General features: G+C 42.7%; 43 protein-coding genes, 1 rRNA gene and 1 pseudogene. 43 read left to right on the top strand and 2 right to left on the bottom strand.

From position 1 onward, the window contains the following. The first annotated feature begins 35 nt into the window (after window positions 1-35). The 39 genes and pseudogenes from tuf to salA all read left to right on the top strand — a co-directional run bounded on the left by tuf (window position 36) and on the right by salA (window position 21,768). Window positions 36-1,226, top strand: coding sequence for an elongation factor Tu (gene tuf, locus AC58QO_RS32445; RefSeq protein ID WP_068661877.1), 1,191 nt, complete (start codon window positions 36-38; stop codon window positions 1,224-1,226). A gap of 405 nt (window positions 1,227-1,631) precedes the next feature. Continuing rightward, complete coding sequence (gene rpsJ / locus AC58QO_RS32450) at window positions 1,632-1,940, top strand: 30S ribosomal protein S10 (protein ID WP_028557496.1); 309 nt, start codon at window positions 1,632-1,634, stop codon at window positions 1,938-1,940. Between the two features lie 43 nt (window positions 1,941-1,983). After that, entirely contained in the window at window positions 1,984-2,607 is a 624-nt protein-coding gene (gene rplC, locus AC58QO_RS32455; protein ID WP_056618299.1) for a 50S ribosomal protein L3, read from the top strand. 16 nt (window positions 2,608-2,623) lie between these two features. Then, on the top strand, window positions 2,624-3,250 hold the full coding sequence (gene rplD, locus AC58QO_RS32460) for a 50S ribosomal protein L4 (RefSeq protein WP_497272891.1): 627 nt from the start codon (window positions 2,624-2,626) through the stop codon (window positions 3,248-3,250). Next, window positions 3,247-3,537 carry a 50S ribosomal protein L23 gene (rplW, locus tag AC58QO_RS32465; protein ID WP_056618288.1) on the top strand — a complete coding sequence of 97 codons (291 nt, stop codon included), beginning with the start codon at window positions 3,247-3,249 and terminating at the stop codon, window positions 3,535-3,537. Before rplD ends, rplW begins: the two co-directional genes overlap by 4 nt. A 29-nt stretch (window positions 3,538-3,566) precedes the next feature. Next, the gene (gene rplB, locus AC58QO_RS32470; protein WP_497272893.1) at window positions 3,567-4,397 is read left to right on the top strand and encodes a 50S ribosomal protein L2; all 831 of its coding nucleotides are present in this window, start codon (window positions 3,567-3,569) and stop codon (window positions 4,395-4,397) included. A gap of 48 nt (window positions 4,398-4,445) precedes the next feature. Then, window positions 4,446-4,724: a 30S ribosomal protein S19 gene (rpsS, locus tag AC58QO_RS32475; protein ID WP_028557491.1), complete on the top strand. Its 279-nt coding sequence runs from the start codon at window positions 4,446-4,448 to the stop codon at window positions 4,722-4,724. Between the two features lie 29 nt (window positions 4,725-4,753). After that, entirely contained in the window at window positions 4,754-5,086 is a 333-nt protein-coding gene (rplV, locus tag AC58QO_RS32480; protein WP_028557490.1) for a 50S ribosomal protein L22, read from the top strand. A gap of 13 nt (window positions 5,087-5,099) precedes the next feature. Next, window positions 5,100-5,762 (top strand): 30S ribosomal protein S3, encoded by a 663-nt coding sequence (gene rpsC, locus AC58QO_RS32485; RefSeq protein ID WP_028557489.1) that lies wholly within the window; start codon window positions 5,100-5,102, stop codon window positions 5,760-5,762. Between the two features lie 3 nt (window positions 5,763-5,765). Continuing rightward, complete coding sequence (rplP, locus tag AC58QO_RS32490) at window positions 5,766-6,200, top strand: 50S ribosomal protein L16 (protein ID WP_028557488.1); 435 nt, start codon at window positions 5,766-5,768, stop codon at window positions 6,198-6,200. Then, complete coding sequence (gene rpmC / locus AC58QO_RS32495) at window positions 6,190-6,387, top strand: 50S ribosomal protein L29 (protein ID WP_028557487.1); 198 nt, start codon at window positions 6,190-6,192, stop codon at window positions 6,385-6,387. The genes rplP and rpmC overlap by 11 nt, the downstream gene beginning before the upstream one ends. Before the next feature lie 27 nt (window positions 6,388-6,414). Further along, window positions 6,415-6,678, top strand: a complete 264-nt coding sequence (gene rpsQ, locus AC58QO_RS32500) for a 30S ribosomal protein S17 (protein WP_068661882.1) — start codon at window positions 6,415-6,417, stop codon at window positions 6,676-6,678. Between the two features lie 35 nt (window positions 6,679-6,713). Next, window positions 6,714-7,082, top strand: a complete 369-nt coding sequence (gene rplN / locus AC58QO_RS32505) for a 50S ribosomal protein L14 (RefSeq protein ID WP_028557485.1) — start codon at window positions 6,714-6,716, stop codon at window positions 7,080-7,082. A 55-nt stretch (window positions 7,083-7,137) separates the two neighbouring features. Continuing rightward, window positions 7,138-7,491, top strand: coding sequence for a 50S ribosomal protein L24 (gene rplX / locus AC58QO_RS32510; RefSeq protein ID WP_081787661.1), 354 nt, complete (start codon window positions 7,138-7,140; stop codon window positions 7,489-7,491). A gap of 33 nt (window positions 7,492-7,524) precedes the next feature. Then, window positions 7,525-8,067, top strand: a complete 543-nt coding sequence (gene rplE, locus AC58QO_RS32515) for a 50S ribosomal protein L5 (RefSeq protein ID WP_056618284.1) — start codon at window positions 7,525-7,527, stop codon at window positions 8,065-8,067. A 36-nt stretch (window positions 8,068-8,103) separates the two neighbouring features. Continuing rightward, on the top strand, window positions 8,104-8,289 hold the full coding sequence (locus AC58QO_RS32520; RefSeq protein WP_028557482.1) for a type Z 30S ribosomal protein S14: 186 nt from the start codon (window positions 8,104-8,106) through the stop codon (window positions 8,287-8,289). 33 nt (window positions 8,290-8,322) lie between these two features. Beyond that, window positions 8,323-8,721: a 30S ribosomal protein S8 gene (gene rpsH / locus AC58QO_RS32525; RefSeq protein ID WP_028557481.1), complete on the top strand. Its 399-nt coding sequence runs from the start codon at window positions 8,323-8,325 to the stop codon at window positions 8,719-8,721. A gap of 29 nt (window positions 8,722-8,750) precedes the next feature. Then, complete coding sequence (gene rplF / locus AC58QO_RS32530; RefSeq protein ID WP_028557480.1) at window positions 8,751-9,293, top strand: 50S ribosomal protein L6; 543 nt, start codon at window positions 8,751-8,753, stop codon at window positions 9,291-9,293. A 101-nt stretch (window positions 9,294-9,394) separates the two neighbouring features. Then, on the top strand, window positions 9,395-9,763 hold the full coding sequence (gene rplR / locus AC58QO_RS32535) for a 50S ribosomal protein L18 (protein WP_056618280.1): 369 nt from the start codon (window positions 9,395-9,397) through the stop codon (window positions 9,761-9,763). Window positions 9,764-9,789: 26 nt separating this feature from the next. Continuing rightward, complete coding sequence (gene rpsE / locus AC58QO_RS32540) at window positions 9,790-10,287, top strand: 30S ribosomal protein S5 (protein WP_056618277.1); 498 nt, start codon at window positions 9,790-9,792, stop codon at window positions 10,285-10,287. Between the two features lie 11 nt (window positions 10,288-10,298). Next, window positions 10,299-10,487, top strand: a complete 189-nt coding sequence (gene rpmD / locus AC58QO_RS32545; protein WP_028557477.1) for a 50S ribosomal protein L30 — start codon at window positions 10,299-10,301, stop codon at window positions 10,485-10,487. Window positions 10,488-10,523: 36 nt separating this feature from the next. Then, complete coding sequence (rplO, locus tag AC58QO_RS32550) at window positions 10,524-10,964, top strand: 50S ribosomal protein L15 (protein WP_056618269.1); 441 nt, start codon at window positions 10,524-10,526, stop codon at window positions 10,962-10,964. Between the two features lies 1 nt (window position 10,965). Next, window positions 10,966-12,270, top strand: coding sequence for a preprotein translocase subunit SecY (gene secY, locus AC58QO_RS32555; RefSeq protein WP_497272896.1), 1,305 nt, complete (start codon window positions 10,966-10,968; stop codon window positions 12,268-12,270). Between the two features lie 86 nt (window positions 12,271-12,356). Next, the gene (locus AC58QO_RS32560) at window positions 12,357-13,007 is read left to right on the top strand and encodes an adenylate kinase (RefSeq protein WP_497272898.1); all 651 of its coding nucleotides are present in this window, start codon (window positions 12,357-12,359) and stop codon (window positions 13,005-13,007) included. Next, window positions 13,007-13,759, top strand: coding sequence for a type I methionyl aminopeptidase (gene map / locus AC58QO_RS32565; protein ID WP_497272900.1), 753 nt, complete (start codon window positions 13,007-13,009; stop codon window positions 13,757-13,759). The genes AC58QO_RS32560 and map overlap by 1 nt, the downstream gene beginning before the upstream one ends. 9 nt (window positions 13,760-13,768) lie before the next feature. Next, window positions 13,769-14,074, top strand: coding sequence for a hypothetical protein (locus AC58QO_RS32570; RefSeq protein WP_497272902.1), 306 nt, complete (start codon window positions 13,769-13,771; stop codon window positions 14,072-14,074). A gap of 2 nt (window positions 14,075-14,076) precedes the next feature. Continuing rightward, window positions 14,077-14,295 carry a translation initiation factor IF-1 gene (infA, locus tag AC58QO_RS32575; RefSeq protein WP_009676800.1) on the top strand — a complete coding sequence of 73 codons (219 nt, stop codon included), beginning with the start codon at window positions 14,077-14,079 and terminating at the stop codon, window positions 14,293-14,295. A 103-nt stretch (window positions 14,296-14,398) separates the two neighbouring features. After that, window positions 14,399-14,512, top strand: coding sequence for a 50S ribosomal protein L36 (gene rpmJ, locus AC58QO_RS32580; protein WP_171632730.1), 114 nt, complete (start codon window positions 14,399-14,401; stop codon window positions 14,510-14,512). Between the two features lie 19 nt (window positions 14,513-14,531). Next, a complete protein-coding gene (gene rpsM / locus AC58QO_RS32585) occupies window positions 14,532-14,900 on the top strand; it encodes a 30S ribosomal protein S13 (RefSeq protein WP_028557471.1) in 369 nt (122 codons plus the stop codon). Between the two features lie 18 nt (window positions 14,901-14,918). Further along, the gene (rpsK, locus tag AC58QO_RS32590) at window positions 14,919-15,314 is read left to right on the top strand and encodes a 30S ribosomal protein S11 (RefSeq protein ID WP_028557470.1); all 396 of its coding nucleotides are present in this window, start codon (window positions 14,919-14,921) and stop codon (window positions 15,312-15,314) included. A 125-nt stretch (window positions 15,315-15,439) separates the two neighbouring features. Then, complete coding sequence (locus AC58QO_RS32595) at window positions 15,440-16,384, top strand: DNA-directed RNA polymerase subunit alpha (RefSeq protein ID WP_056618255.1); 945 nt, start codon at window positions 15,440-15,442, stop codon at window positions 16,382-16,384. Between the two features lie 24 nt (window positions 16,385-16,408). Then, a complete protein-coding gene (gene rplQ, locus AC58QO_RS32600; RefSeq protein ID WP_057304263.1) occupies window positions 16,409-16,774 on the top strand; it encodes a 50S ribosomal protein L17 in 366 nt (121 codons plus the stop codon). Window positions 16,775-16,914: 140 nt separating this feature from the next. Then, the gene (gene truA, locus AC58QO_RS32605; RefSeq protein ID WP_497272904.1) at window positions 16,915-17,676 is read left to right on the top strand and encodes a tRNA pseudouridine(38-40) synthase TruA; all 762 of its coding nucleotides are present in this window, start codon (window positions 16,915-16,917) and stop codon (window positions 17,674-17,676) included. A gap of 174 nt (window positions 17,677-17,850) precedes the next feature. Further along, a complete protein-coding gene (rplM, locus tag AC58QO_RS32610) occupies window positions 17,851-18,288 on the top strand; it encodes a 50S ribosomal protein L13 (protein ID WP_497272906.1) in 438 nt (145 codons plus the stop codon). A gap of 18 nt (window positions 18,289-18,306) precedes the next feature. After that, window positions 18,307-18,699, top strand: coding sequence for a 30S ribosomal protein S9 (gene rpsI / locus AC58QO_RS32615; RefSeq protein WP_028557465.1), 393 nt, complete (start codon window positions 18,307-18,309; stop codon window positions 18,697-18,699). Between the two features lie 215 nt (window positions 18,700-18,914). After that, entirely contained in the window at window positions 18,915-19,607 is a 693-nt protein-coding gene (locus AC58QO_RS32620; RefSeq protein WP_497272908.1) for a phosphoadenylyl-sulfate reductase, read from the top strand. Between the two features lie 83 nt (window positions 19,608-19,690). Continuing rightward, window positions 19,691-19,783, top strand: a pseudogene (locus AC58QO_RS32625) (hypothetical protein); the annotation flags it as partial. Window positions 19,784-19,860: 77 nt separating this feature from the next. Then, the gene (gene cwlD / locus AC58QO_RS32630; protein WP_497272910.1) at window positions 19,861-20,622 is read left to right on the top strand and encodes an N-acetylmuramoyl-L-alanine amidase CwlD; all 762 of its coding nucleotides are present in this window, start codon (window positions 19,861-19,863) and stop codon (window positions 20,620-20,622) included. 54 nt (window positions 20,623-20,676) lie between these two features. Beyond that, on the top strand, window positions 20,677-21,768 hold the full coding sequence (salA, locus tag AC58QO_RS32635) for an iron-sulfur carrier protein/transcriptional regulator SalA (protein WP_497272912.1): 1,092 nt from the start codon (window positions 20,677-20,679) through the stop codon (window positions 21,766-21,768). 46 nt (window positions 21,769-21,814) lie between these two features. On the opposite strand, the gene gerD is transcribed toward salA, so the two are convergent. After that, window positions 21,815-22,594: a spore germination lipoprotein GerD gene (gene gerD / locus AC58QO_RS32640; protein WP_497272914.1), complete on the bottom strand. Its 780-nt coding sequence runs from the start codon at window positions 22,592-22,594 to the stop codon at window positions 21,815-21,817. 139 nt (window positions 22,595-22,733) lie between these two features. Here gerD and AC58QO_RS32645 point away from each other — a divergent pair, with 139 nt between their 5' ends. Continuing rightward, window positions 22,734-23,330, top strand: coding sequence for a KinB-signaling pathway activation protein (locus AC58QO_RS32645; RefSeq protein ID WP_497272916.1), 597 nt, complete (start codon window positions 22,734-22,736; stop codon window positions 23,328-23,330). 39 nt (window positions 23,331-23,369) lie between these two features. On the opposite strand, the gene pdaB is transcribed toward AC58QO_RS32645, so the two are convergent. After that, window positions 23,370-24,152, bottom strand: a complete 783-nt coding sequence (gene pdaB / locus AC58QO_RS32650) for a polysaccharide deacetylase family sporulation protein PdaB (RefSeq protein WP_497272918.1) — start codon at window positions 24,150-24,152, stop codon at window positions 23,370-23,372. A 112-nt stretch (window positions 24,153-24,264) separates the two neighbouring features. Here pdaB and AC58QO_RS32655 point away from each other — a divergent pair, with 112 nt between their 5' ends. From AC58QO_RS32655 to AC58QO_RS32665, 3 genes are all read left to right on the top strand, one after another. Then, a complete protein-coding gene (locus AC58QO_RS32655; RefSeq protein WP_497272920.1) occupies window positions 24,265-24,876 on the top strand; it encodes a stage II sporulation protein M in 612 nt (203 codons plus the stop codon). Between the two features lie 151 nt (window positions 24,877-25,027). Continuing rightward, window positions 25,028-25,258, top strand: a complete 231-nt coding sequence (locus AC58QO_RS32660) for a hypothetical protein (RefSeq protein ID WP_056618222.1) — start codon at window positions 25,028-25,030, stop codon at window positions 25,256-25,258. Window positions 25,259-25,583: 325 nt separating this feature from the next. After that, a 16S ribosomal RNA gene (locus AC58QO_RS32665) occupies window positions 25,584-25,687 on the top strand; the annotation flags it as partial.

Genomic DNA, 25,687 nt, shown 5'->3' on the forward strand with positions numbered 1-25,687 from the left:
AAAATATTAGTCACTCTAAGGAGGAATCGTTTAAAATGGCAAAGGCTAAATTTGAACGTAACAAACCGCATGTTAACATCGGAACTATTGGTCACGTCGATCATGGTAAAACAACTTTGACAGCTGCTATCACAACAGTATTGTCCAAAAGATACGGTGGAGCTGCAGTAGCATTCGACCAAATCGATAAAGCACCAGAAGAGCGCGAGCGCGGTATCACAATCTCCACAGCTCACGTTGAGTACGAAACTCCTAACCGTCACTACGCACACGTAGACTGCCCAGGACATGCTGACTATGTTAAAAACATGATCACTGGTGCTGCTCAAATGGACGGCGCTATCCTAGTTGTATCCGCAGCTGATGGCCCTATGCCACAAACACGTGAGCACATTCTTCTTTCCCGTCAAGTAGGCGTACCATACATCGTGGTATTCCTTAACAAATGTGACATGGTTGAAGACGAAGAGTTGCTTGAATTGGTTGAGATGGAAGTTCGCGACCTTCTTAACGAATATGAGTTCCCAGGCGATGATACTCCAATCATCCGTGGAGCAGCTCGTGAAGCTCTTCAAAACCCAGATGGCGCATGGGCTGATAAAATTATCGAATTGTTCGAACAAGTTGATACTTATATCCCAACTCCAGAGCGTCAAACTGACAAACCTTTCCTTATGCCGGTTGAGGATGTATTCTCAATCACTGGTCGTGGTACAGTTGCTACAGGCCGTGTAGAGCGTGGAACTGTTAAAGTACAAGAAGAAGTTGAAATCGTTGGTATCGCTGAAGAAACTCGCAAATGCGTAGTTACAGGCGTAGAGATGTTCCGTAAATTGCTTGACTCCGCTCAAGCAGGTGACAACATCGGTGCCCTTCTTCGTGGTGTTGATCGTAAAGATATCGAGCGTGGACAAGTACTTGCTAAGCCAGGTTCAGTTAAACCACACACGAACTTTACAGCTCAAATCTACGTACTAACTAAAGAAGAGGGTGGCCGTCACAAGCCTTTCTTCACAGGTTACCGTCCACAGTTCTACTTCCGTACAACTGACGTTACTGGTATCATCAACCTTCCAGAAGGAACAGAGATGGTAATGCCAGGTGATAACATCACTGTTACTGTAGAACTTATCAACCCAATCGCAATTGAAGAAGGAACACGCTTCGCGATTCGTGAAGGCGGACGTACTGTTGGTGCGGGCGCGGTTGCTACAATTCAAAAGTAATCTCTCTTTGAGAGATCGAAACATCCATCGATTTATCGGTGGATGTTTTTTTTGTTCTATTAACCGCGGTTATTCAGCTCTTTATCTCATTTCGTGGACTGGAAACAGATTGCAGTGGTTTTAATAATGTTCTTTGATTATAATGTAGAAACGGATTGAGAAACGACAGGCGAGCGTTATTATATAGAAGAGAAACTCATGAGTAAATAATTTTGTGTATATGCCTAAAATTTCACTTGCTTTTCGTTTTAGAATTTTATATAATATTAAACGTTGGTCTGTGACGTTGCGATGATGCGAAAGGTTGCCGACACACCAGGCCCCTTTGCCATGGGGATGGTTGTTGGAGAATTTTCGCGGAGTATGTCCGATAATAAATTGGGCGATAGAAGGAGGGACTTTTAAATGGCAAAGCAAAAAATTCGTATCCGTTTGAAGGCGTATGATCACAGAATTATTGATCAATCAGCTGAGAAAATCGTGGAAACTGCCAAGCGTTCCGGTGCAGGTGTATCCGGTCCGATTCCGCTTCCGACAGAGAAGCAAATCATCACGATTCTTCGTGCGGTGCACAAGTACAAGGATTCGCGTGAGCAATTCGAAATGCGTACGCATAAGCGTCTAATCGATATTGTGAATCCAACACCACAAACAGTTGATGCTTTGATGCGTCTGGACTTACCGTCTGGCGTTGACATCGAGATCAAACTGTAAAACAACTATAGAGTTAACAATGGAAGGAAATGAGGTGTCAACGATGAAAGGTATCTTAGGAAAAAAACTTGGGATGACACAGTTGTTTACTCCGGAGGGTAATGTAGTTCCGGTAACTGTCATTCAAGCGGGACCATGTGTGGTGCTGCAAAAGAAAGATGTGGATAACGATGGTTATGAGTCGATCCAAATCGGTTTTGATGATGTAAAAGCTAGCCGTATCATTAAACCAGAGCTTGGCCATGCGAAAAAAGCAGGGGCAACGCCTAAGCGCTACGTTAAAGAAATTCGTGGCATTCAGTTGGGTGACTATGAAGTAGGTCAAGAACTGAAGGCAGATCTGTTCGCAGAGGGCGAATTCGTTGATGTAACGGGTACTTCCAAAGGTAAAGGGTTCCAAGGTAACATCAAAAGACATAACCAATCCACTGGGCCAATGGCACACGGATCACGTTATCACCGCGGACCAGGTTCGATGGGTTCCATTCAAGCAAACCGCGTTCCTAAAGGTAAGAAATTACCAGGACATATGGGTAACGAAACAGTAACACTTCAAAATCTTCAAATCATTAAAGTAGATGCTGAGCGTAATGTATTGCTAGTTAAAGGTTCCATTCCGGGTCCTAAAAACAGCTACGTTAGCGTGAAGTCTGCTGTGAAAAAGTAAGAAAGGAGGAAGACAGATGCCAAAAGTAGCTTTATATAATGTAACAGGTGCTCAGGTAGGAGAAGTTGAACTGTCTGACGTTGTTTTCGGAATTGAACCTCACGTTCATGCGATTCACGAAGCTGTTCTTTTGCAACAAGCAGCTGTGCGTCAAGGGACTCACAAAACAAAAGGTCGTTCAGAAGTTCGCGGCGGTGGTCGCAAACCATGGAAACAAAAAGGTACAGGTCGTGCTCGTCAAGGTAGTATTCGTGCTCCACAGTGGAAAGGCGGCGGTACCGTATTCGGACCAACTCCTCGTAGCTATGGTTTCAAATTACCAAGAAAAGTTCGTCGCTTAGCGATCAAATCCGCTTTGTCCTCGAAACTTATCGATAACAACTTGATCGTTCTGGATCAACTACAAATGAATGCTCCGAAAACGAAAGAATTCGTTGCTATTCTGAACAACCTGAAAGTAGATGCAAAAGTACTAGTTGTAGGCGTTCCTAACGACTCCAATGTAGCTTTGTCTGCTCGTAATATCCCAGGTGTGAAATTTGTTGCTGCTGATGGAGTTAACGTTCTTGATGTCATGCTTTATGACAAATTGATCTTAACGCAAGAGGCTGTACAGAAAGTTGAGGAGGTGCTTGCACAATGAAAAATCCACGCGACATTATCAAGCGCCCGATCATCACTGAGCGTACAAGCGACCTAATGGCTAACAAAAAGTATGTTTTCGAAGTGGATCTTCGCGCTAACAAAACAGAAATTAAACAAGCTATTGAAGCTATTTTCAAAGTAAAAGTTACAAATGTAAACACACTCAGAATGCCAGCTAAGCCTAAACGTTATGGCAAACACTCTGGTTACACTTCCATCTGGAAGAAAGCTATCGTGTCCCTAAGCGCAGAAAGCAAAGAATTGGAATTCTTCGAAACGGTATAACCCATTTCTTGAAGTAAGGAGGAAACAGAGTGCCAATTAAAAAATACAAACCAACCTCACCAGCTCGTCGTGCGATGTCGGTTTCTACTTTTGAAGAAATCACAACGTCAACACCCGAGAAATCCTTGCTTGCTCCTTTGTTCAAGCATGCTGGTCGTAACAACCAAGGTAAAATTACGGTTCGTCACCATGGTGGTGGACACAAGCGTAAATACCGTATTATCGATTTCAAGCGTACTAAAGATGGAATACCAGGACGCGTTGCTACAGTTGAGTACGATCCTAACCGTTCCGCGAACATCGCATTGATTCATTATGCTGATGGCGAAAAAACATACATCATCGCTCCTAAAGGTCTTAAAGTGGACGATCGTATCGTTTCTGGACCACAAGCTGATATCAAAGTAGGTAACGCTCTTCCATTGGAAAACATTCCAGTTGGTACAGTTATCCACAACATTGAGTTGAAACCTGGTAAAGGTGCACAACTAGTGCGCGCTGCTGGTACAGAAGCTCAATTGCTTGGTAAAGAAGAGACTTACGTAACAATTCGCCTTTCTTCCGGTGAAGTTCGTAAAGTTCTAAAAGTTTGCCGCGCAACAATCGGTTCTGTTGGTAACGAAGATCACGAGCTTGTGAAAATCGGTAAAGCAGGACGTAATCGTTGGAAAGGCAATCGTCCACAAGTTCGTGGGGTTGTTATGAACCCGAACGATCACCCACACGGTGGTGGTGAAGGACGCGCACCAATCGGACGTAAATCACCTATGTCTCCATGGGGTAAACCGACGCTTGGTTTCAAAACTCGTAAAAAAGGTAAAGCATCCGATAAATACATTGTACGTCGTCGTACGAAGTAATCTAGGATATATGAATTTTCTTGAGGTTCAAGGAAGGGAGGAACACCCATGGGTCGCAGCTTAAAGAAGGGTCCATTTATCGATGGACACTTACTGAAAAAAGTAGAAGACTTGAATACTTCTGGCAAGAAATTGGTTGTCAAAACGTGGTCCCGTCGTTCTACAATTTACCCGCAATTCGTTGGTCACACTTTCGGAGTTTATGACGGAAGAAAACACGTGCCAGTATATGTAACGGAAGATATGGTTGGGCATAAGCTTGGTGAATTTGCTCCAACACGTACGTATAAAGGTCACGATGACGATAAGAAAACCGGAAAACGTTAATTCATTTTTAACCGAGAGGAGGTACTACCATGCAAGCTAAAGCAATATTGAACCACGCTCGGATTGCTCCTCGTAAAGCAAAGCTAGTTGTTGACTTGATTCGGGGAAAAGCGGTAGGTGAAGCGATCGCAATTTTGCGTCATACACCGAAAGCAGCTTCTCCAATTCTGGAGAAACTATTGAATTCCGCAATTGCCAATGCAGAGCATAACTATTCATTAGATCCGAACAAACTTGTTGTTTCCGAGACTTTCGTAAATCAAGGGCCAACAATGAAAAGATTCCAACAACGTGCAATGGGCCGCGCTAGCGCGATCAAAAAACGTACCAGCCACATTACAATCGTGGTATCTGAAAAATAAGGAGGGGTAACGTGTGGGTCAGAAAGTACACCCGATAGGTTTTAGAATTGGTGTCATTCGTGATTGGGAGTCCAAATGGTTCGCAGAAAAAGATTTCGGAACTCTGCTGCTTGAAGACGTCAAAATCCGCGAATACTTAAAGAATAAACTTAAAGATTCTGCAGTTTCCCATATCGATATCGAGCGCGCGGCTAACCGTGTTAACGTAACGATTCATACAGCTAAACCAGGAATGGTTATTGGTAAAGGCGGAGCTGAAGTTGAAGTTATTCGTAACTACATCGCAGCTATGTCGAACAAAAAAGTTCATATCAACATTTCTGAAATCAAACACCCAGATCTTGATGCTATCCTAGTAGCTGAAGCTGTTGCACTTCAATTGGAACGTCGTGTTTCTTTCCGTCGTGCTATGAAACAAGCTATGCAAAGAACTATGAGATCCGGAGCTAAAGGTATTAAAGTTGCAACTAGCGGACGTCTTGGCGGTGCCGAGATTGCTCGTACGGAAGGATATAGCGAAGGAACTGTTCCACTTCATACACTTCGTGCGGATATTGACTATGGTACAGCTGAAGCAGCTACTACTTATGGACGTATTGGTGTAAAAGTATGGATTTATCGTGGAGAAGTGCTTCCGACAGCTAAGAAAAAGGCTCAGCCGGAAGGAGGAAATTAAATCATGTTAGTACCTAAACGTGTAAAACACCGTAAAGAACACCGCGGTAACATGAAAGGTCGCGCTAAAGGCGGTACGGAAGTTGCTTTTGGCGAATATGGTCTGCAAGCGGTAGAACCGGCTTGGGTTTCCAACCGTCAAATCGAAGCAGCACGTATTGCCATGACACGTTACATCAAACGTGGCGGTAAAGTATGGATTAAAATCTTCCCAGCTAAACCAGTTACACAAAAACCGCTTGAAGTACGTATGGGTAGTGGTAAAGGTAGCGTGGAGAAGTGGGTTGCTGTAGTAAAACCGGGCAAAATTTTGTTTGAACTAGCAGGTGTAAGCGAAGAGGTTGCTCGTGAAGCAATGCGTCTTGCAGCTCACAAGCTTCCAATCAAAACGAAGTTCGTGAAAAGAGAAGAAGTAGGCGGTGAAGCAAATGAAGGGTAGTGAATTCCGGAACTTAACCACTGCTGAAATCGAGCAAAAAGTTAATGGTTTTAAAGAAGAACTCTTTAACCTCCGTTTTCAACTAGCTACTGGTCAATTGGACAACCCGACTCAAATTCGTGATTTGCGTAAAGAGATCGCACGTGCCAAGACTATTTTGCGTGAAAGAGAACTGGGTATTGGGTAACCAAATCTAGAAGGGAGTGTTCCTTAGATGGCTGAACGTAACGATCGTAAAGTTCTGATCGGTAAAGTTGTCAGCGATAAAATGGATAAAACCATTGTTGTTGCTGTTGAAACTTACAAAAAACATGAACTCTATCACAAGAGAATTAAACATACGAAAAAGTTTAAAGCGCATGACGAAAACAACCAAGCTAAGATTGGTGACACTGTGAAAATCAGTGAAACTAGACCTTTGTCCAAAGATAAAAGCTGGAGACTGGTTGAAATTCTTGAAGTTGCTGTTGTTATCTAATATTCTAGATATGAACCCCGAAAGGAGGGAATACGATGATTCAACCATTTACTCGTTTGGCTGTCGCTGACAACTCTGGCGCGAAACAATTAATGTGTATCCGCGTTTTGGGTGGTACTGGTCGTCGCGTTGGTCACATTGGTGATTTGATCGTATGTTCAGTAAAAGAAGCAACACCAGGTGGCGTTGTCAAAAAAGGTGACGTTGTTAAAGCAGTTATCGTTCGTACGAAGAGCGGAGCTCGCCGTAAAGACGGTTCATATATCTCATTTGATGAGAATGCAGCTGTTATCGTGAAAGAAGATAAGAGCCCACGTGGTACTCGTATCTTCGGACCAGTTGCTCGCGAACTTCGCGATAGAGACTTCATGAAGATCGTATCCTTGGCTCCAGAAGTTATCTAAGACGTGTTACGATGTTGTTTTCCGAACCGGAGAACCCCAGGAGGTGTAGAAGCTAATGCCAAGACTTAAAAAGAGATTAGAATCTCATAACAATAAATTGCACGTGAAGAAAGACGATACTGTTTTCGTTATCACTGGCAAAGACAAAGGTAAGAAAGGCCGCGTTATCGCTGCTTACCCTCGTCAAAATCGTGTTCTTGTTGAAGGTGTAAACATGGTTAAGAAACATGCGAAACCATCCCAACTTAACCCACAAGGCGGTATCTTGAATCAAGAAGCTGCGATCCACGTTTCTAACGTGATGCTGATTGATCCTAAGAGCGGCAAACCTACTCGCGTAGGATACAAAGTATTGGATAACGGAACGAAAGTTCGTATCGCGAAAAAATCCGGCGAAGTTATCGACTAATACACACATGTATGGAAAGGAGGATACTAAGTCATGGCAGTAAGATTGAAAGATCGTTACTTGAACGAAATTACGCCTGCATTAATTCAAAAGTTCAACTACACAACAGTTATGCAAGTGCCGAAAATTGAGAAAGTCGTAATCAACATGGGTGTTGGTGAGGCTGTATCTAACTCCAAAGTACTTGATACTGCAGTTGAAGATCTTCAAAAGATCTCTGGTCAAAAGCCAGTTGTAACTAAATCCAAAAAAGCAATCGCGGGTTTCAAACTTCGTGAAAACATGCCGATCGGTGCGAAAGTAACTCTTCGTGGTGAGCGCATGTACCACTTCTTGGATAAATTATTTAACGTATCACTTCCACGTGTACGTGACTTCCGCGGTATTTCCAACAAAGCATTTGATGGTCGCGGTAACTACACGCTTGGTTTGAAAGAACAACTCATTTTCCCTGAAATTGAGTATGATAAAATCGATAAAGTTCGTGGTATGGATATTGTTATCGTAACGACGGCTAAGTCCGACGAGGAAGCTCGCGAGCTTTTAACACAACTCGGAGCGCCTTTCGTAAAATAGGTTACCAGTCGTACCTATCAGGAGGTGTTATATTAAGTGGCAAAAACTTCGATGAAAGTCAAACAGCAACGTACCCCGAAGTTTAAAGTGCAAGCATACACACGTTGTGAGCGCTGCGGACGTCCGCATTCAGTGCTTCGCAAATTTAAAATTTGTCGGATTTGTTTCCGCGAATTAGCACACTTGGGTCAGATTCCAGGCGTGAAAAAAGCAAGCTGGTAATCACCCTATTTTCGGGAAGGAGGTTTACACAAAATGGTCATGTCAGATCCAATTGCAGATATGCTAACACGCATTCGTAATGCGAACATCGTACGTCATGAGACAGTTGAAATCCCAGCTTCAAAAGTGAAGAGGGAAATCGCTGAAATCCTTAAAAAAGAAGGATTTATCCGTGATGCTGAGTACGTTCAAGATAGCAAACAAGGTATCATTCGTTTGTTCCTGAAATATGGTTCAAACAATGAGCGTGTTATCTCTGGTTTGAAAAGAATTTCGAAACCAGGTCTACGCGTTTATACAAAATCACAAGAAGTCCCTCGTGTTCTGGGCGGATTAGGGATTGCCATCATCTCCACGTCTCAAGGAGTTATGACGGATAAAGATGCTCGTCAATCCAAAGCTGGCGGAGAAGTTATCTGCTACGTTTGGTAATACAATTGTAATTGAATGGAGGTGCAAACATGTCTCGTATTGGTCGTAAGCCAATCACCATTCCAAGTGGTGTAAATGTAACACTAGACAATACTCAAATCACGGTTAGTGGACCTAAAGGTTCCCTGTCCCGTGTACTTCATACTGATATGAAAGTTAATGTTCTAGAAAACGAGATTTCCGTTGAGCGTCCTTCCGATAACAAGCTCCACCGTTCCCTGCATGGTACAACACGTAGTGTTGTTGCCAACATGGTAAGTGGTGTTACGGAAGGGTTCACGAAATCGTTGGATCTAGTAGGCGTAGGTTACCGTGCAAACAAAAGCGGTGACAAATTAGTTCTTAACGTTGGGTACTCCCATCCAGTTGAAATCAACCCTGAAAACGGCATTGAGTTCGATGTTCCAACGAACACGAAAATCATCGTTAAAGGTATTGATAAAGAGCTAGTTGGCGCAATGGCAGCGAAAGTTCGTTCCGTACGTGAACCAGAACCGTATAAAGGTAAAGGTATCAAGTATGAAGGCGAGCGCATTCTTCGTAAAGAAGGTAAAGCTGGTAAGAAGAAATAAGATCGAAAGATCGCGGGTAATAGCTAAGAGTTTTCGAATGAAAACTTGCTACCTAAGCATAAGCCTCGCATCATAAGATGATGAAAGGAGTGTAAGTATAGATGATTACTAAAAGCGATAAAAATAAAGCTCGTCTGAAAAGACACCTTCGTGTTCGTAAGAAAATTGAAGGTACAACTCTTCGCCCACGTTTGAACATTTTCCGTTCATCCAAACATATGTATGCTCAACTAATCGATGATACAACTGGTGTAACAATCGTTGCAGCTTCGACTCAAGATAAAGAGCTGAAAAGTGAAATTGGTAACGGTGGTAACGTTGAAGCTGCTCGTAAAGTTGGCGCATTAATCGCGGCACGTGCGAAAGAAAAAGGTTTAGACAAAGTGGTTTTTGACCGCGGTGGATACCTTTATCATGGACGTGTTCAAGCATTAGCTGACGCAGCTCGTGAAGCTGGTCTTGAATTCTAGAATACATTAATAAGGAGGTAAAAGACTTGCGTGTAGATCCTAATACTTTAGAGCTAACAGAAAAAGTCGTAAACATTAATCGCGTAGCTAAAGTAGTAAAAGGCGGACGTCGTTTCAGCTTCAGCGCACTTGTTGTCGTTGGCGATGGCAATGGCTGGGTTGGTGCAGGAATCGGTAAAGCTTCCGAAGTTCCAGATGCAATCCGTAAAGGCATTGAAGATGCGAAAAAGAACTTGATTCATGTTCCTATCGTAGGCACTTCGATTCCTCACCTTGTTACTGGTAAATTTGGCGCAGGACGCGTTCTATTGAAACCAGCATCCCAAGGTACAGGAGTTATCGCAGGCGGTCCAGTTCGTGCAGTACTTGAACTTGCTGGTGTAGGCGATATCTTGACAAAATCCCTGGGTTCATCGAACTCCATGAACATGGTTAACGCAACGCTTGAAGGCTTGAGCCGCTTGAAAAAAGCGGAAGAAGTTGCAAAGCTTCGCGGTAAAACTGTTCAAGAGCTATTAGGTTAGGAGGGGTAAACATGGCTAAACAATTACAGGTTACCCTAAAACGCAGCTTGATCGGCCGTCCTGAAACACAACGCGTTACTGTGAAAACACTTGGTCTTCGCAAGTTGAACCAAACTGTTCTTCACCAAGATAATGCTGCAATCAGAGGCATGGTTAATCAAGTGAGCCATTTGGTAGAAGTTAAAGAAATCGAAGCATAGTAATACGAATTTAAGATCTAGAGGAGGTGTGCAACGATGAAGTTACATGAGCTAAGTTCTGCTACTGGCGCTCGTAAATCACCTAAACGTGTTGGACGTGGAACAAGTAGTGGTATGGGTAAAACATCAACTCGCGGACATAAAGGTCAAAATGCACGTTCCGGTGGAGGCGTTCGTCCTGGATTTGAGGGTGGACAAAACCCATTGTACCGTCGTTTACCTAAACGTGGATTCACGAACCGTTTCCGTACGGAGTACGCGATCGTTAATCTTGAAGATTTGAACAATTTCGCAGCTGGTACTGAAGTTACTCCAGAAGTATTGATGGAGACTGGTATTGTAAAAGCTCCTAAAGACGGCATTAAGATTTTAGGAAACGGTGAAATCACAGTAAAATTAACCGTTAAAGCGAATAAGTTCTCTCAGTCAGCGATTGAGAAAATCCAAGCTGCCGGCGGTCAAACCGAGGTGATTTAATGTGTTCAATACCATAGCCAACATCTTCAAAGTAGAAGATTTACGCAGAAGGATTCTCTTCACGCTTATCTTGCTAATCGTCTACCGTTTGGGTGCCTTCATTCCGGTACCAAACATTAATACAGATGTTCTGAAACTTCAAGATCAAGCGAATCAGAGCGATGTCTTTGGTTTGCTTAACACGTTCTCCGGCGGTGCGCTCTTCCAATTCTCCATCTTCGCGATGGGAATTATGCCTTATATCACGGCTTCGATCATTGTTCAACTTTTGTCCATGGATGTAATCCCGCGCTTCGCGCAATGGGCGAAAGAAGGAGATGTCGGAAGAAAGAAAATGACGCAGGTGACTCGTTACGGTACGATTGTTCTAGGGTTGATTCAAGCTTTCGGTTTATCAATCGGCTTTAACCGCCTATACAGTGGTTTGGTCATTGATGCTGGGTTTACAACTTTTGCATTAATCGCTATCGTGTTGACAGCTGGTACAGCTTTCTTGATGTGGCTAGGTGAGCAAATCACGGAGTATGGTATTGGTAACGGTATTTCCATTATCATCTTTGCTGGTATCGTTTCAGCGATTCCAACAAGCATTCAACAAATCTACAAATCACTCTTTACAACCGATGCAGCGCTTTTCCTGAACATTGTGAAACTAATCATTATTGCTGTAGTTGTTATCCTGATTATTGCTGGAGTTATATTCGTACAACAAGGTGTTCGTAAGATACCTGTACAATATGCTAAGCGAGTAGTTGGCCGTAAAATGTATGGTGGGCAAACAACACACATTCCACTTAAAGTGAATGCTGCTGGTGTTATCCCTGTAATCTTCGCATTGTCACTTTTGATGTTTCCTCCAACCATTGCTAGTTACTGGAGAGGAAATGTAGTTGCAGAATGGATTATTAACAACTTGAGTATTAATCAAACTGCACCATTAGCGATTGTACTTTATGTACTGCTGATTATTGGTTTCACCTACTTCTACACCTTCGTACAAATTAATCCAGTTCAAATGGCTGATCAGATGAAGAAGAATGGCGGTTACATACCAGGTATCAGACCAGGTAAAACGACGTCGACTTATCTGACACGCGTAATGACTAGAATTACTCTTTCTGGGGCTCTGTTTCTCTCAGCAATTTCTATTCTTCCAATGTTATTTGGAGGACTCGCTGGATTGCCTAGCTCGGTTAAAATAGGTGGTACATCTTTACTTATCGTAGTAGGCGTTGGTCTTGAGACAATGAAGCAAATCGAGAGCCAATTGATTAAGCGTCATTACAAAGGGTTCATCAATAAATAGCTAATAGGTTCTGATGGGGCAAGTTCTGCGACATCGGCACCTATTGTGCTGTTCGTAATGCCGAGTGCGATGGGGAGGTTTTAATTGTGAACGTAATATTTATGGGGCCTCCTGGTGCAGGCAAAGGTACGCAAGCAGAGAAAATCGTCTCCGAATTTCAAATTCCTCATATCTCAACTGGCGACGCATTCCGCGCAGCTATGAGCCAAGGTACTCCAATGGGTATCGAAGCCAAAGGATATGTAGATAAGGGGCTTCTTGTTCCTGATGAAATTACGAACGGTATTGTGAGAGAGCGTCTTGCCCAGCCGGATTGCGATAAAGGATTTTTGCTCGATGGGTTTCCTAGAACGGTAGCTCAAGCGGATGCATTGTCTGACATCGTTGAATCACTTGGTAAGAAGATTGAGGTCGTAATCAATCTAGCTGTTGATCGCAGTTATCTGTTAGCACGACTAACTGGCCGAAGAATTTGTAAATCCTGTGGTTCTACGTATCATGTCATCTTCAACCCACCTCAGCAAGAAGGCGTATGCGATAAATGTTCCGGTGAGTTGTACCAACGATCTGATGATACGGAAGAGAAAGTCGGAACACGTTTGGATGAATACATCAACAAAACGGCTCCGCTTCTGGATTACTACCAAAAGAGGGAATTATTGCGTGAGGTTAACGGGGAACAAGACATTCATGCGGTAACCGAACAAATTAGCTCACTGCTACGAGGTCTAGCGTAATGATCATTTGTAAGTCCGAGGTTGAACTAGACCTAATGCGAGAAGCTGGTCGTATCGTAGCCGAAACGCACCGCTTATTGGCAAGGGCGATTCGTCCGAACATTACAACGAAAGAACTTGATCAGATCGCAGAGGAATTCATTCGCAGTCAGGGAGCAATTCCATCTTTCAAAGGTTACAATGGTTTTCCTGGGAGCATTTGTGCTTCAGTCAACGAAGAATTAGTTCATGGTATTCCTGGTCCAAGAAAGCTCGTTGAGGGCGACATTATCAGTATTGATATTGGCGCTCAATATAAAGGTTATCATGGAGATTCTGCTTGGACATATCCTGTCGGTGAGATTTCTGAAACTGCTCAGCGTTTGTTGACTGTAACAGAAGCATCACTCTATCGAGGCATTGCAGAAGCTAAACCGGATGCTAGACTCTACACGTTGTCGCATGCAATCCAAACTTGTATTGAAGACGCAGGCTTCTCCGTGGTTATAGAGTATGTCGGTCATGGTATTGGAACGGATCTTCACGAAGAACCTCAAATTCCGAACTATGGTATACCTGACAAAGGTCCTCGACTCAAACCAGGCATGGTCCTAGCCATTGAACCCATGGTGGTTGTTGGCGAAAGATTTGTCCAAACACTCGAAGACGATTGGACTGTAGTCACTTCGGATCGTACCCTATGTGCTCATTTCGAACATACGGTTGCTATAACGGCAGCTGGTTATGAAATATTAACTTTGCCTAGATCGTAGGTGAACTGAGTGGATAGTAAGATTCCGCAAGTGGGTCAAATCGTAAAGGTGCTTCGCGGTAGAGATCCCGGAGAATATGCGGTCGTGATTGGGATTGTAGATCTTCGATTCGTCTGGCTTGCCGACGGCGATCATCGCAAATTCGATCAACCGAAGAAGAAGAACCTGAATCATCTTCATTTACAAGAAACGATCAGCAGTGAAGTAGCGTCAAGCATTAGGGAAACAGGTCGTGTGACTAATGGGAAGTTGCGCTTTGCAATCGCCAAATTCGTTGAACTTATGCAAGTTGAAGCACAAGAGAAAGGAGAATGACTGTGGCCAAAGAAGATGTAATTGAAGTAGAAGGTACAGTGATTGAACCTCTTCCGAATGCAATGTTTAAAGTTGAATTGGAAAATGGTCATAAAATCCTAGCCCATGTTTCAGGAAAAATCAGAATGCATTTTATCCGCATTTTGCCTGGAGATAAGGTTACCGTAGAATTATCGCCTTATGATTTGACGAGAGGCCGTATAACCTACCGTTTCAAATAAATGTTCGGCTTAGAAGTAATACTCTCTCAAGACGTATGCTTACGAAGCAAGTTTTCTAACGAAAACGCAACATGGTTGCTTACGATGAAAAGGAGGGCTTAAAATGAAAGTAAGACCGTCAGTAAAACCGATTTGTGAAAAATGTAAAGTTATTCGCCGTAAAGGCAAAGTAATGGTAATTTGTGAAACACCTAAGCACAAACAAAAACAAGGTTAAAAGGAGGTGCATTCTGTAGATGGCACGTTTAGCTGGAGTTGACTTACCTCGTGACAAACGAGTTGTAATCGCGTTGACTTACATTTTCGGTATCGGCACTACAACTGCTCAGAAAATCATTGCTTCCACAGGTATCGATGCGAGTACTCGCGTTCGTGACTTGACTGAAGATGAAGTGAGCAAAATCCGTGATGTAATTGACAAAACCCTTAAAGTAGAAGGCGATCTTCGCCGTGAAATTTCCCTAAACATCAAACGTCTAATCGAAATCGGGTCCTACCGTGGTCTTCGTCACCGCCGTGGTCTTCCTGTTCGTGGTCAACGTACTAAAACAAATGCTCGTACACGTAAAGGTCCTCGTCGTACAGTAGCTAATAAGAAGAAATAATAAAGGGGGTTAGAGCTAATGGCAAAACCTAAAAAAGTTGTCCGTACGAAACGTCGTGACCGGAAAAATATTGAGAGCGGTGTAGCACACATCCGTTCAACATTTAACAACACGATCGTAACGATCACGGATCCGCATGGTAACGCAATTTCTTGGGCAAGTTCAGGAAACCTTGGATTCAAAGGTTCCCGTAAAAGTACTCCTTTCGCAGCACAAATGGCAGCTGAAAAAGCAGCTAAAGCAGCAATGGAGCATGGCTTGAAAACAGTTGAAGTTATGGTTAAAGGTCCAGGCGCTGGCCGCGAAGCAGCAATCCGCTCTTTGCAAGCAGCAGGTCTTGAAGTAAACCTGATTAAAGACGTGACGCCGGTTCCTCATAATGGCTGCCGTCCTCCAAAACGTCGTCGCGTATAATTCAGGATCACTTTGTAGTATAATTATTCCAAAATCGTGAATAATGGTTTGAAGGATAGGCATACTATGAAATTTTCAACGAAGTATCCAGAGGGAACCGACGTATTGAATGGAGGGTACATTTCATGATCGAAATCGAAAAGCCAAAAATAGAAACTGTAGCATTAAGTGAAGATGGCGCTTATGGTAGATTTATCATCGAGCCGTTGGAGCGTGGCTACGGTACAACCTTAGGAAACTCACTACGTCGTATCTTACTGTCCTCCTTGCCGGGGGCAGCAGTAACCTCTGTCCAAATCGATGGCGTTTTGCACGAATTTTCAACGATTCCTGGCGTACTTGAGGATGTTACGGAAATTATCCTCAATCTGAAAGGTTTATCGTTGAAGATTCACTCCGATGAGGAGAAAGTGCTAGAAATTGATGCAGAAGGAGAAGGTAATATTACTGCGGCTGATATCCGTGGTGATAGTGATGTTGAGATCCTTAACCCGGATTTACACATCGCTACCTTGTCTCCAGATGCACGTCTTCACATGAGGATTCATGCGGGCAGAGGGCGCGGTTACGTCCAATCAGACAAAAATAAGCATGAAGAGCAACCAATTGGTGTAATTCCAATTGATTCGATCTACACGCCTATTACTCGGGTAAACTACGCTATTGAGAATACTCGCGTCGGCCAAGTGACTAACTATGACAAATTGACCCTCGAAGTGTGGACCGATGGAAGTATTCGACCAGAAGAAGCAGTAAGCTTGGGCGCTAAAATCTTAACTGAACATTTGCTCTTATTCGTTGGTTTGACGGATGAAGCAAAAGACGCTGAGATTATGGTTGAAAAAGAAGAAGATAAGAAAGAGAAAGTTCTTGAGATGACTATCGAAGAATTAGATCTTTCCGTTCGTTCTTACAACTGTCTCAAACGTGCAGGGATTAACACCGTACAAGAGCTGATTACCAAAACAGAAGAAGACATGATGAAAGTTCGGAACTTAGGTCGCAAATCCCTTGAAGAAGTTCAAGAGAAGCTCGAAGAGCTGGGTCTGGGTCTACGTACCGAGGAATAATCTTGTCAGAAGGAGGTTAACTCAATGAACTACAGAAAATTGAACCGCGATTCCAGTAATCGTAAAGCATTATTTCGTGATCTGGTAACGGATCTGTTCATACATGAGCGCATTCAAACAACAGAAGCAAAAGCTAAAGAAATTCGTTCAATCGCTGAGAAGTTAATTACTCTTGCGAAACGCGGAGATCTTCATGCACGCCGTCAGGTTGCTGCTTTTGTTCGTAGAGAAGCTGCTAACGAAAATCAAGATGCGATTCAAAAACTATTCTCTGATTTGGCTACTCGTTACTCCGAGCGTCCAGGCGGATACACACGTATCCTTAAACTGGGACCACGCCGCGGTGACGCAGCACCAATGGTTTACCTAGAGCTAGTAGATCGCGCATAGAAGACGGATGGGAAAGGGTGGACGGAATCACTAGATTCTGGTGAAGCCCTTTTTTTGCAGTCTTGGATCGCATTCTAGTGAGGTGAGCTGCGTATGCAGCTCAGGCTAGGTAGAAAGGATGACTCATGGAGGAACAAGCCTTGAGAAATCTACGTTTTACCATAAGCTATGATGGCACGTCTTATTCTGGATTCCAGATACAGCCAAGATCTGACACTGTGCAATATCGTTTAGAACAGGCTGTGTTCTTGTTGACAGGTGAGAAAGTGAAAGTCATTTCATCAGGGCGAACAGATGCCGGTGTCCATGCGAAAGCACAAGTTATTAATTTTACAACGAGTTCTAAGATTCCAGTGGAACGTTGGTGTTTGGCTCTAAATGCTAGACTACCCAGGGATATCGTCGCACATACTGCGGAAGAAGTCCTTCCTACTTTTCACTCTCGCAAAGCCGCGAAACGTAAGACGTACTGTTATACGATTCGTTCGGCGCGCTTCCCTGATGTCTTTCACCGCAACTACGAGTATCATCACCCCACGCCTTTAAATGTGGAAGCCATGAGAGAGGCGCTCCCTTGTTTGCTAGGTGAGCATGATTTTACTTCGTTTTGTACTGTGAGAACGGATAAGGAAATCAAAGTGAGAACCTTGTATGAGGTACGTATGGAGACGGAAACCGACGAGCTAATGGCGACAGGTAAAATAGAGCGTATCCGTTTGATTATAACGGGGAATGGCTTTCTTTATAACATGGTCAGGATCATCGTAGGGACGTTGATTCAGATCGGTGAGGGTAAGAGACCACCCAGCGACATGCAGCGTGTACTCGAAGCCAGAGACCGGTCTCAAGCGGGTCCTACAGCTGAAGCTATGGGATTAACCTTATGGAAAGTCGACTATTAAAAAGTTATCATCACCACTTGCTTCTTAAGACATTATCGTGTAAAATATAACTTGGCGTTTCGTGATCGGCTACCCCACAGCCCCTGATCACAAATGACCATAACTATCCATCGCTTATGTTACATTTACAACTATAACTTATGTATTTAAGATATATTTTTAGGAGGATTAAGCATGCGCACCACATATATGGCTAAGCCAAATGAAGTAGAGCGTAAATGGTACATTGTTGACGCTGCAGGCCAAACACTTGGCCGTCTTGCAAGTGAAGTTGCTAGCATTATCCGCGGTAAGCACAAACCGGAGTTCACTCCACACGTAGATACTGGTGATTTCGTTGTTGTTATCAATGCTTCCCAAATTAAGCTTACTGGTAAGAAAATGCAAAACAAAATGTACTACCGTCACTCTTTGTACCAAGGTGGTTTGAAAGTGACTTCCGCTCAGGACCTACTTAACACTAAGCCTGATCGTATGATCGAATTCGCAGTTCATGGTATGCTTCCTAAGAACCGTCTAGGCGACAGCTTGAAAACTAAGCTTAAAGTCTACGGTGGCGCAGAGCATCCACACCAAGCACAACTACCAGAAGTCTGGAATCTTCGCGGTTAATATAAGGAGGAACGTTTCGTGGCACAAGTTCAATATTATGGAACGGGTCGTCGTAAACATTCGGTAGCGCGTGTTCGCTTAATACCGGGTGAAGGACGCATCATTATCAATAAACGTGATCTAGATGAGTATTTCGGTCTAGAAACGTTGAAACTAATCGTTAAACAACCACTTGCTCTTACTGAAACTATCGGTCAATACGATGTTCTAGTTCTTGCAAATGGCGGCGGAATCAGCGGACAAGCTGGCGCAATTCGTCACGGTATCTCCCGTGCATTGTTGAAAGCTGATCCGGAATACCGGGGATCCTTGAAAAAAGCTGGATTCCTAACACGTGATTCCCGTATGAAAGAGCGTAAAAAATACGGATTGAAAGCAGCACGTCGTGCTCCTCAATTCTCCAAACGTTAAGATCTTGTGCCTCTGGCACACAAGAAATCCTTTTCAGCTTATGGCTGAGAAGGTTTTTTTGCTTTAAATATGTCGTGATTTCATTCGAATGACCCATCAAAAATAAGTTAATACCAAAATGGAAAAAAGTCGTTGACACTTTGTAGAAGTCAGATATAATAAATATAAATCATACAATAGCAGTCGGGATTATCGACTATTGGAGGAATCGTAAGATGAATCTATTTGAAAAAGAAGCATTTGTAACGAAAGCTGCGGAGGAATTCGAAAATCAATCGCCTGAAGCCATATTAAAACTTGCAGTAGATACCTTCGGGAGCTTAACCCTAGCTTGTAGTTTTGGGGCAGAAGATGTTGTGCTTGTTGATATGCTTCAAAAAATTAACCCGAATGTAGATATATTCTATTTAGATACAAACGTGCATTTTGATGAAACTTATGAGACGAAAGAGCGCCTTGAGAAACACTATGGCACGAAATTTGTTCAAGTATTGCCTAAACTTACACTTGAAGAGCAAGCGGAGAAGTTTGGCGACGAGCTTTGGAAGAGTGATGCGAACCAATGCTGCAACATTCGTAAGGTCGATCCATTGACAGACATTCTTAAAAATTACGACGCCTGGATTACAGGTATTCGCCGCGATCAAGCTCCTACTCGTGCTAACGCTAAAAAAGCGGAGTATGATGTTAAATTTGGACTTATCAAGTTCAATCCTTTAGCTAGTTGGACTTCAGAAGATGTATGGCAATATATCCGTGATAATGATGTTATCTATAATCCACTTCATGATCGTAACTACCCTAGTATCGGTTGTACACATTGCACACGACCAGTGGCTGAAGGCGAAGATCCACGTGCTGGGCGTTGGGCTAGTATTGAAAAAACGGAGTGCGGACTCCATAAGTAAGTTGTCTAAGATGTTTCAGCTGACGTGCGTAATGTAAAGCTACTTGTTCTTGTTAGGAAATTACGAAGGATCGCACATTCTAAGGTGTTTTTTCGGCTGCTATGCGTTATTCAGGCCTGCGTTTGGCGATTCTACATGCGATTGTGCGTAGGAACTATGGTTGCACGCATTTCATCGGAAGGCTGGCATATTTGTCCACCCTGTCCCATATAGATGTTACAGAGTCTATAGGGGAACAGAGGTGGATTTTTTTATGCGTAAAAGGAAGAAAAGGTTAGTGGTCTGGCTGACCTTTCACAGTAGTCTGAAACTAATGCTTTCCGCTGTATTGCTTGCATTGGTTGTCTTTATTTATGCGTACGAGCTCCCTACAACGAAGACATGGTCAGATTGGACGCTACCTCTATCGGGTAAGACAATTGCGCTAGACGCGGGTCATGGTGGGCCAGATGGTGGGGCGGAGAGCAAGGATGGCGTTATTGAGAAGGATATCAATTTGGCGATCACCTTGCGGTTGCGTGATTATTTACAACAAGCTGGTGCAGTCGTAGTTCTAACGAGAGAAACGGACACCGATCTGGCTGAGTCTGGCACGAAAGGCTATAGCAAGCGTAAGACGCAGGATCTCCATAACCGCGCAGACCTGATTCAAGACAATAATGCCGATATGTTTTTGAGTATCCATTTGAACAGTATTCCTTCGGAAAAATGGCGGGGCGCACAAACGTTCTATTATTTGAACAATCCGGATAATCCTAACTTAGCGGCACTTATCCAAGCTGAACTGAGGCGAAATCTCGAAAATACCGATCGTGTTGCTAAATTAGCGGATAAGACGGTGTATTTGTTGAAAACATTAAAAATCCCAAGCGCACTCGTTGAAGTAGGCTTTCTTTCAAACCCGGAAGAAGCCAAATTACTTGCGGATGAGAACTACCAGAAGATGCTGGCAGCGTCTGTCTATCAAGGGATCTTAAGATATTTTGCGGGGGAAAAAGTGGGTTCTGCTTCATAATGTGTTATAATAAAAGCCTCAAAGACAATGTCCCAATAAAGGTGTGATGTGGCTATGGTACATAAAGAACAAATCCTAGAAGCGTTAAACACGCTTATAGAACCTCAATTTAATAAAAGTGTTGTAGAACTAAATTTGATTCGTGATGTAATGGTGAAGGAAGATGCCGTGTCCTTAAGTTTAATTGTGGTATCTGAGGATGAAGGATTCAAGGAGCAAGCCAAAGCTTTTATTCAACAATCTTTAGCCAATATAGGAGTACCTCAGGTTCATATCCGCTTTAGATTAATGACAGATCATGAACGGAGTCGGTTGGAAGGTCCTTCACAACAGTCAGCTGAAACGAACCCGCCGAAACCAGTGCAACCTCCGATTCAGCAGCCGATTCTTGGACAATCCTCTACAGTCGAGTTTATCGCAGTTGCTAGTGGCAAAGGTGGTGTTGGTAAATCCACGGTTACAGTTAATCTAGCAGTTGCGTTAGCGCGTAAGGGGAAAAGGGTAGGGATCATCGATGCGGATATTTACGGTTTCAGTATTCCTGATATGATGGGGATTGAAGAACAACCGCAGCTCGTTGAAAACGTGATTATTCCTGTTGAGAAATTCGGAGTAAAAGTGATCTCAATGGGTTTCTTTGTTCAAGATAATGCTCCTGTTGTATGGCGCGGACCTATGCTTGGCAAGATGCTGCGCAATTTCTTCAATGAAGTAAACTGGGGAGATGTGGAATACATCTTGCTAGACCTTCCTCCGGGTACTGGTGATGTCGCCCTAGATGTGCATCAACTTATCCCGCAAAGTAAAGAAGTTATTGTCACGACGCCTCATGCAACCGCTGCTTTCGTAGCTGCAAGAGCTGGCGCTATGGCTATTCAAACGAACCATGAAATTCTGGGTATCGTTGAGAATATGTCTTATTACGAAAGTAAAGATGGTAGCATTGATTACATTTTTGGAAAAGGTGGCGGAGCGAAGCTTGCAGAAGATCTGCATAGCGAGCTATTAGCGCAAATCCCATTAGGGGCTCCGGATAATCATATTTCTGAAAAGGATTATTCGCCATCCGTGTATAAAGCAGAATCCAAGACAGGGCAAATCTATTTAGAAATAGCGGATAGAATGATAGCAAAACTTGAGAAATGACAAAAGGAAGAGGGAGCAGCAAGGCTGCAACCTCTTCCTTTTTGTTTTAAGAACCAGAGTCTGAACCGCCATCTTTTTTCTCTTCACCTTGTTTTTCGGAGTCACCAGAGGAATCATCCTTCTGCTTTTCATCTCCGCCTTCTCCTTTTTTATCGCCTTCTTTACCTGAATCCGCGCCTTTCTCTTGACTTTTCGCAGAAGGCATTTGATCAGGCTTACTTTGCTGTTCAATTGCAGACTTCAGTAATTCAACCAACTGAGCCCGAAACAGAGGACTTTGGACGGACTCTTCCATTACAGTCATCATTTGTTGACGGTATGGCGCAGTTTTCATAACATCCAATACCATTTTCTCGTAGTCTGGATTCTTCATAACATCAATAAGTGACTTTTGATACGTAGGATCTTTCAATAATTCTTTAAACATCTGCTTGGTTTCTTTTTGAATCGCCGCAGCGAAGTCTCCAGCGAATTTAGGGTCTTTCATCATATCGGCCAAAAATTTGTTATTTTCCTTGGCTGTTAGAACATCCTTAACTGCCATCTGAAGCTGGAGAGATTCATTAGCCGATAATAGTTTAATCTGTGACTGACCAGCAAAACTATTCGTGCCAACGTCCCCGTTCATTATGCTTCGATTTGCAGCACTGATCGCTTTCTTACCATCATCTGATTTCAGAATATCGAGGATCATCGTTTTCTGCTCTTTATACGTAGCTGCCTGTGATTGGCCTTGTGATGAATTATCAGTTCCGCATGAAGTGAGAAGTAAAGCCATTGAAATGACCGGTATGACTTGAAGTTTTTTAAGTCTTGTCTTTAACATAACTAGATGCTCCCTTCCCTTAACTTTAATAGTCTTAGTATGTGTGGTTAAGGTCAGATTATTAGGGGTCATTATTGGCTTTTTATCGTAAAGGTTGGTACAATTAACAATTAGAGTTGATGTGTGGAGGTTATTGAACGTGACGTTGCGTAAATGGTTTCATTTATTTTGGACAACCTTAGTAATAGGTATTGTGGTATCCACTGGGATTGGACTTATCCTTCAATTTTCAGACAAAGAATTTTCTGTAATGGGTTTATCAGCAGTAGGATTTAATCTGGTCAATATGATTCTCGGCGGGGCTACCATAAGTGTGTTGAGTCAAATGGGCTTTTTTGCTTATTTAATCGTTAGATTCATAGCGGTTGGTATTATACGTTCCAAAACAGTATGGGATCTTTTGCAGCTTGCCGTTGTTATTGTTGTTCTATTTGACCTCGTCTACTTGAGGAAGACAAATTTCGGTGACTCAGATTCATTACTTGGTTACTTTGTATTGCCAGTTTGCGTTTTGGTAATTTCCTTAGCAGTTAGCTATTGGAAGGTGAAAATGACGAATCGGAATGCATTTATCCCAACTTTATTTTTCATGACTGCAGTTACCATTCTTGAGGCTGTACCGGCATTGAAATTGGATAATGCAGCATCGAGTCTCTTTATGTTGGCACCGTTATTCGTTTGTAATGCATGGCAAATTCTGACCTTACATAAAATACTGGACAACAAAAAGAGCTAAATAAATTAGCTCTTTTTTTCAAATCTATGTCTATGTATATCAATGAATTTGTTTCATTGCTTGATCCTCAACAGGGGTAGTATCGACCTGTGTTTGTTTAATGAGTTCACTCACGCTAACAAATTGGTACCCTTTAGCGCGTAATTGCTGGATGATCGCTGGCAAGGCCTCATGTGTTTGCTGCGAGGAATCACTTGCATGGAGTAAGACGATATCTCCGGGATGAGCCTTACTCACTACGCGGTTAACGAGAGTGTCGACACCTTTATTAAGCCAATCTTGAGAATCTGTGTCCCACTGGATAACGGAATAGCCGAGTTCATCAGCAATACGTAATACACGTTTATCGAAATCACCATTAGGCAGACGGATGAGATTTGGCTCTTTTCCAATTAATTCTGTTAAAATTCCATGAGCTGTGGAGATTTCACTACGGATTTCCTCATCACTGAGCTTACTATAGTTGTCAAACTTATTGCCGTGACTACCAATCTCGAAGCCATAGCTTTTGATATTCGCAACGATGTTAGGGTGGCTTTTACTCCAAGGTGAAGATAAGAAGAACGTCGCGTCTTTAACGCCATTGTCTTTCAATATTTTCAAGATGGGTTCAGCACGTGTATCCCCCCAGGAGATATCAAAGGTTAGTGCGATAACCTTCTTATCGGTTTGTACACTGTAAATAGCCGAAGGTTCAGAGTTCATAAAGACAGATACGTTACTCTGTTCGGAATAAACAATGGCCGCGGAGAAGATAATGGCAAGAGCGATGAATAAATATTGTTTGAATTTGCGTGCGTTGATTACAAAAAAGTAGTTCATAAATAGCTTGTACCTCCTTATATCAGGCAGTTAATATGCTTGTATACCCTTTAGTAAATAATGTATGCTCGTACACATGGCACTTATGCTTCCGAAATTGGAGGAACGACAAATGAATTTACAAGCATTGCTAAGGCATTTTAAAGAAATGAAACATTATTTTATTGTAGTTGTCCTTGTTTTTGGTTTTAGTTTTTATATGGGATGGGCGAACTCTGAGCAGTTTTCGAATTTTTTGGAAAAGCAGTTAGAGGGGCTCCAGCCAATGATTAAATCGATAAGTACCAAAGAGAACCCTCAGGTGTGGCTTTTCATTTTTATTTTTCTAAATAATGCGATTAAATCTGTTCTTGTTGTATTCAGTGGACTTCTTTTAGGTGTAATACCTTTGTTTATGTTAATCGCTAATGGGATGATCCTGGGTTACGTACTCTCCTTGCAGACCAATGAAAGCACAATAACCATCCTCCTAAAGGGGATATTACCGCATGGAATCATAGAGATCCCTGTCATTTTACTCGCGTGTGCTTATGGATTGAAGATAGGGCTGCTAGTTTGGAAAATGGGTGTGCAGTTGCTCGTGCCTGCTGAGAAAAGAAGTGCTCGAATTGAATTTACGAGAATACTCCAATTAACCAAGCCGCTCAGCGTTATAATCGTGGTTCTTCTTTTGATTGCAGCGATAATAGAAAGCACACTCACCTACTGGTTGGTGCATTTGTAAAATATTTTCCATCTCTCTGTCATAAAACTGGCAAAATCTGAGCATAACAATAAGGCAGAAACGAAGAAGGTGTAAGATAGGCCCTACTTATCTGCCTAACGAACTGTTAGTGCCATGAATCTCTACAGTCGAGAGGGGTTTGGATGGATGTATGCTCGGATTTTTGTTCAATGAGAGAGAGTGCAGAGAATTAGATTATGTACTGCGTAAAGAATTAGATGAAATGCTATTCGATCTCAATGATAAGAGAATTGATCAAGAGATAAAGGGAGCTATAGAATCCAGATATAAAGTCATCTTCAGGATGTATGCTCGCTTAGCGACACCGAAGGAAATATCGAAATATGCTCGAAACCGTAATTACCAGGCTCAAAAAAAATAGGGGGTAAGTGCTTGACTTACCCTCTCAATCTGTGTTATTTTATAACTCGTCACTTCGAAACAATGCGAGTGAGTTTAATTGAAATTGAAGTTCGAAAAAAACATTTCAAAAAAAGACTTGCAATCTCCGTAGGGACTGTGGTATATTTAAAAAGTCGCCGCTAAACGGATGACGAAGTAAAGTGAAAGAAATTGATCTTTGAAAACTGAACAACGAGTGAGTAAGCACGAACGAGAAATCGTTCAAAAAAAGAGATTGCAAAATCTCGCTAGCAACGCAAATGAGCAATTAAGCTTTCAGATATACGGACAAGCAATTGTCCACTATTATGGAGAGTTTGATCCTGGCTCAGGACGAACGCTGGCGGCGTGCCTAATACATGCAAGTCGAGCGGGTTTATCCTTCGGGGTAAGCTAGCGGCGGACGGGT

It is taken from the genome of Paenibacillus sp. J31R30, from assembly GCF_059692115.1.